The sequence below is a fragment of the Streptomyces cahuitamycinicus genome, assembly GCF_002891435.1.
GTDB classification, from domain to species: domain Bacteria; phylum Actinomycetota; class Actinomycetes; order Streptomycetales; family Streptomycetaceae; genus Streptomyces; species Streptomyces cahuitamycinicus.
This window is the reverse complement of record NZ_POUC01000622.1, coordinates 1-3449: the sequence shown is the minus strand read 5'-3', so window position 1 is coordinate 3449 and position 3449 is coordinate 1. Positions and strand designations below refer to the sequence as shown.

The 3449-nt window shown below is 70.8% G+C and carries 5 protein-coding genes; 2 read left to right on the top strand and 3 right to left on the bottom strand.

The window, feature by feature from the left end:
* From C1J00_RS40520 to C1J00_RS40510, 3 genes are all read right to left on the bottom strand, one after another.
* On the bottom strand, window positions 1-778 hold a 778-nt coding region (locus C1J00_RS40520; protein WP_102913847.1), incomplete at its 3' end, for an SAM-dependent methyltransferase.
* Between the two features lie 90 nt (window positions 779-868).
* Complete coding sequence (locus C1J00_RS40515; protein ID WP_102913846.1) at window positions 869-1123, bottom strand: DUF397 domain-containing protein; 255 nt, start codon at window positions 1121-1123, stop codon at window positions 869-871.
* Complete coding sequence (locus tag C1J00_RS40510; RefSeq protein WP_102913845.1) at window positions 1124-1984, bottom strand: Sco1979 family transcriptional regulator; 861 nt, start codon at window positions 1982-1984, stop codon at window positions 1124-1126.
* 243 nt (window positions 1985-2227) lie between these two features.
* On the opposite strand from C1J00_RS40510, the gene C1J00_RS40505 reads away from it, so the two are divergent.
* Together C1J00_RS40505 and C1J00_RS40500 are read left to right on the top strand one after the other, a co-directional pair.
* Complete coding sequence (locus tag C1J00_RS40505; protein WP_102913844.1) at window positions 2228-2893, top strand: ATP-binding protein; 666 nt, start codon at window positions 2228-2230, stop codon at window positions 2891-2893.
* A 17-nt stretch (window positions 2894-2910) separates the two neighbouring features.
* Window positions 2911-3324, top strand: a complete 414-nt coding sequence (locus tag C1J00_RS40500; protein ID WP_102913843.1) for a hypothetical protein — start codon at window positions 2911-2913, stop codon at window positions 3322-3324.
* Window positions 3325-3449: the final 125 nt, after the last annotated feature.

Genomic DNA, 3449 nt, shown 5'->3' with positions numbered 1-3449 from the left:
TCACCCCGCCGTCCTGCCCGGGCACGGACTCCCCCAGCTCCGGGTGCCAGCGGTGGGGCACCTCGACGCCGGGCTCGACGAGGTCGAGGCCGTCGAAGAAGCGGGTGAACTCCTCGCGGGAGCGCAGGGCCAGGGTGACGCCTGCGGCGCGCAGCTTCTCGGTGGCCGCCTTCGACTCCTCCGGGGTGAAGTCGGCGGTCGCGTGGGTCATCACCAGGTAGCTGCCGGAGGGCAGTTCGGCGAGCAGTTGCCGGACCAGGTCGTGGGCGCCGTCCTCGTCGGAGACGAAGTGCAGCAGAGCGACGAGCGACAGCGCGACGGGCCGGGTGAGGTCCAGGACCTTCCGCGCGCCCTCCAGGATGGCGTCCGGGTCGCGCACATCGGCCTGGAGGTATTCGGTCGCGCCCTCGTCCGTGCCGCGCAGCAGGGCCGCCGCGTGGGCGAGGACGATGGGGTCGTTGTCGCAGTAGACGACCCGGGCGCCGGGCGCGGTCTCCTGGGCGATCTGGTGGAGGTTGGGCTCGGTGGGGATGCCGGTGCCGATGTCCAGGAACTGCCGTACGCCGCTGCCGGCCAGCCAGCGCGTGGCCCGGTGCATGAACGCGCGGTTGACCCGGGCCATCACCGGCACCCGCGGGTCGAGGGTGAGCATCTGCCGGCCCATCTCCTCGTCGACCGGGTAGTTGTCCTTGCCTCCGAGGTACCAGTCGTACATCCGCGCGGGATGGGGTCTGGTCGTGTCGATCTGGACGGCCGACGTGGGGTCCTGCCCGGTCATGAGGCACTCCATAAGGCACAGAGGGTGGTCAATTCAGCACCAGCGATGAATGGCAGCGTAGGAAGTCGAGCGGCAGCAAGGGCAATCACGTCAGGACAGCAGGAAGTCCGCCTTCCCCGACTTCGCCCCCTCGATGAAGGCCGTCATCTCGTCGGTGGTGTAGATCAGCGCCGGGCCGTCGGGGTCGGTGGACTGACGGACGGCGATCCGGCCGTCGGCGAGTTTCATCGCCTCCAGGCAGTTGCCTCCGTTTCCGCCGCTCCACGGCTTGTGCCAGCCCTCGCTGCCCAAGTCACGCGCGGGCATGCCGTTGTAGACGTGTTTGCGCGGCTTGATGCGATCCATTCACAGCTCCTTGCGGAGATCCCGGAGGATCTCCTTCGTGCGATGTGCCGTAGCGGCCTGCGCCGCCATGCGGTCCATGACCTCCAGGTGGGTCGCCACCTCGGTGCGCGCGTCGAGATAGACCGCGCCGGTCAGGTACTCGCTGTAGACCATGTCCGGCAGTTCGGGCATGGCGAATCGGAACAGCACGAACGGCCCGTAGGTCCCCGGGTGCGGCCCGCTGGCGAACGGGGCGATCTGCAGCGTCACGTTGGGCAGCTTCGTGGCGTCGAGCAGCTTGTCGATCTGGGCGCGCATCACCTCCGGGCCGCCGGCCGGGCGACGCAGCACGGTCTCGTCCATCACGACCCACAGCCGGGGCGCGTCCTCGCGGGTGAGCAGGTCCTGGCGCTGCATGCGCAGGGCGACATGGCGCTCGATGTCCTCGGGCCGGGTCTGGCCGATGGCGCCCGACCGGAGCACCCCGCGCGCGTAGTCCTCGGTCTGCAGCAGCCCGGGGACGAAGTGGGGCTCGTAACTGCGGATGACGCTTGCCGCGCCCTCCAGGCTCACGTACATCGAGAACCAGCCGGGCAGGATGTCGTGGAAACGCTGCCACCAGCCGGGCCGGTTGGCTTCCTCGGCCAGCTGGACGAAGGCCTCTGCCTCCTCGTCGGAGATTCCGTAGGCCTTGAGGAGCAGTTGCAGATAGGGGATTTTCAGCGCGACCTCGGCCATCTCCATACGGCGGACCGTGGCGGGGGCGACGCGGAGGATGCGCGCGGCCTCCTCGCGCTTCATGCCCGCGCGTTCCCGCAGGTCCAACAGGCGTCGGCCGAGCACGACCTGACCGACCGTCGGTGCGGACCGCGGTTCACTCACGCTCCACCTCCACGAAGAATTCTGACGAGCCGGCCACGAAGGAACGCTGACAGCCCGGCGGCGCCATTCGAGGATCCATTCGAAGAATCGATCCGAACAAACGTTTCGAACGAATCTTCGACGATCTCAACTGGCGCCGCGCCGGGTGCTGTTGCGAGCAGTGTGCCACGGCCTTCCAAACCGTCACCCAGCACTCTGCAATTTTCAGAGTGACACTTGCCAAGTGTTCACGGCGGGGCGATAGTGGCAAGCGTGATTCCGTCCGCCGCGCCCTTAGGAACAGACGCCGCCGCAGGCCCTCCCAGGCTCGGCGCCGCCATGGAAGAGGCCTCCCTCGGGGCCGCTGCCGGGCGCCGGTTCCGTTTCGAGCTGGCCGCACATGCGGGTTCTCCCGCCCAGGCCAGACGCCTGACGCGAGCCCGGCTGACCGGCTGGTCGGTGTGCGAGGACACGTGCGACAGCGCGGCCCTGGTGGTTTCCGAGCTGGTCACCAACGCCATCGTGCACACGGCGAGCACCCACATAGTGTGCGAGCTGCACGACGGTGACGACCTGGTACGGATAGCCGTGCACGACGAGGGCTGCGCCCCTGGCCAGCCGCACGCCGCGGGCCGGACCCGGCCCGAGGAGGAGCACGGGAGGGGACTGCTTCTCGTCGACGCCCTCTGCCATTCCTGGGGTGCCCACGAGAACGGCCCCGGACTGCTGGTCTGGGCGGAGCTGCCCCGCACGGCGGACACCTCGCACGAGCCGGACGGACCTCGAGGCGACCTGGGCTGGGGCGCCCGACCCAAGCGCGGCCCGTCCGACGACCCGGACGACGAGGACGGGACCCACCGGGCACGGCACACCAGGGGCGTCCCTGGGGTTCCCTCGCAGGAGCGCCGCCGAGAGCGGGGGCACGCGTGAGTCCCGCGCGGCGAGGCATGATGCTGAACCTGGACACGCTGGTACGCGTCCGGCGCGGGCTGCGGACGTCCGGCCCGGCCCTGCGGCTGCCCGTGCCCGACGGCATGACCGCCCCGCTCGGCTGCGACGCGGTCGCGGTGCCCGCCTACGTCGGCCCGCTGATCATGCCCCGGCTGCCCCGCGTGGGCTGCGTCTACGCGGACGAGACGCACTGGTGGTGGCTGGTGCCGTCCGACTCCGACCACGCCCTGGAGTGGCCCGCCCCGGCGCGGTACGCCACCGGCGCGGCCGTCCCGGACCTGGTGGAGGTCCCCGACCTGATCCACCGCCCGGACGGCACCCTTCCGTACACGCCGCCGATCCCCCTCTACCTGGCGCTGTGCCGCGCGACGGGGACGGCCCCGTCCTGGTCGCGTCCGGTCAGCGCGTAGACGCGCCCTGACTGATCCCGGCCCGGCTCCGGCCCCGGACGCGGTTCCGGCCCCGGCGAACGACCCGGCCCCGTACAGCCGGCCCGCACACCGCCAGCCGCACCACCGCGGCATCCCCGCACCAC

Excerpts from the sequence above, each read along its gene's own strand:
- C1J00_RS40500 (WP_102913843.1), top strand. The coding sequence starts at position 2,911 with ATGATGCTGAACCTGGACACGCTGGTACGCGTCCGGCGCGGGCTGCGG.
- C1J00_RS40515 (WP_102913846.1), bottom strand. The coding sequence starts at position 1,123 with ATGGATCGCATCAAGCCGCGCAAACACGTCTACAACGGCATGCCCGCG.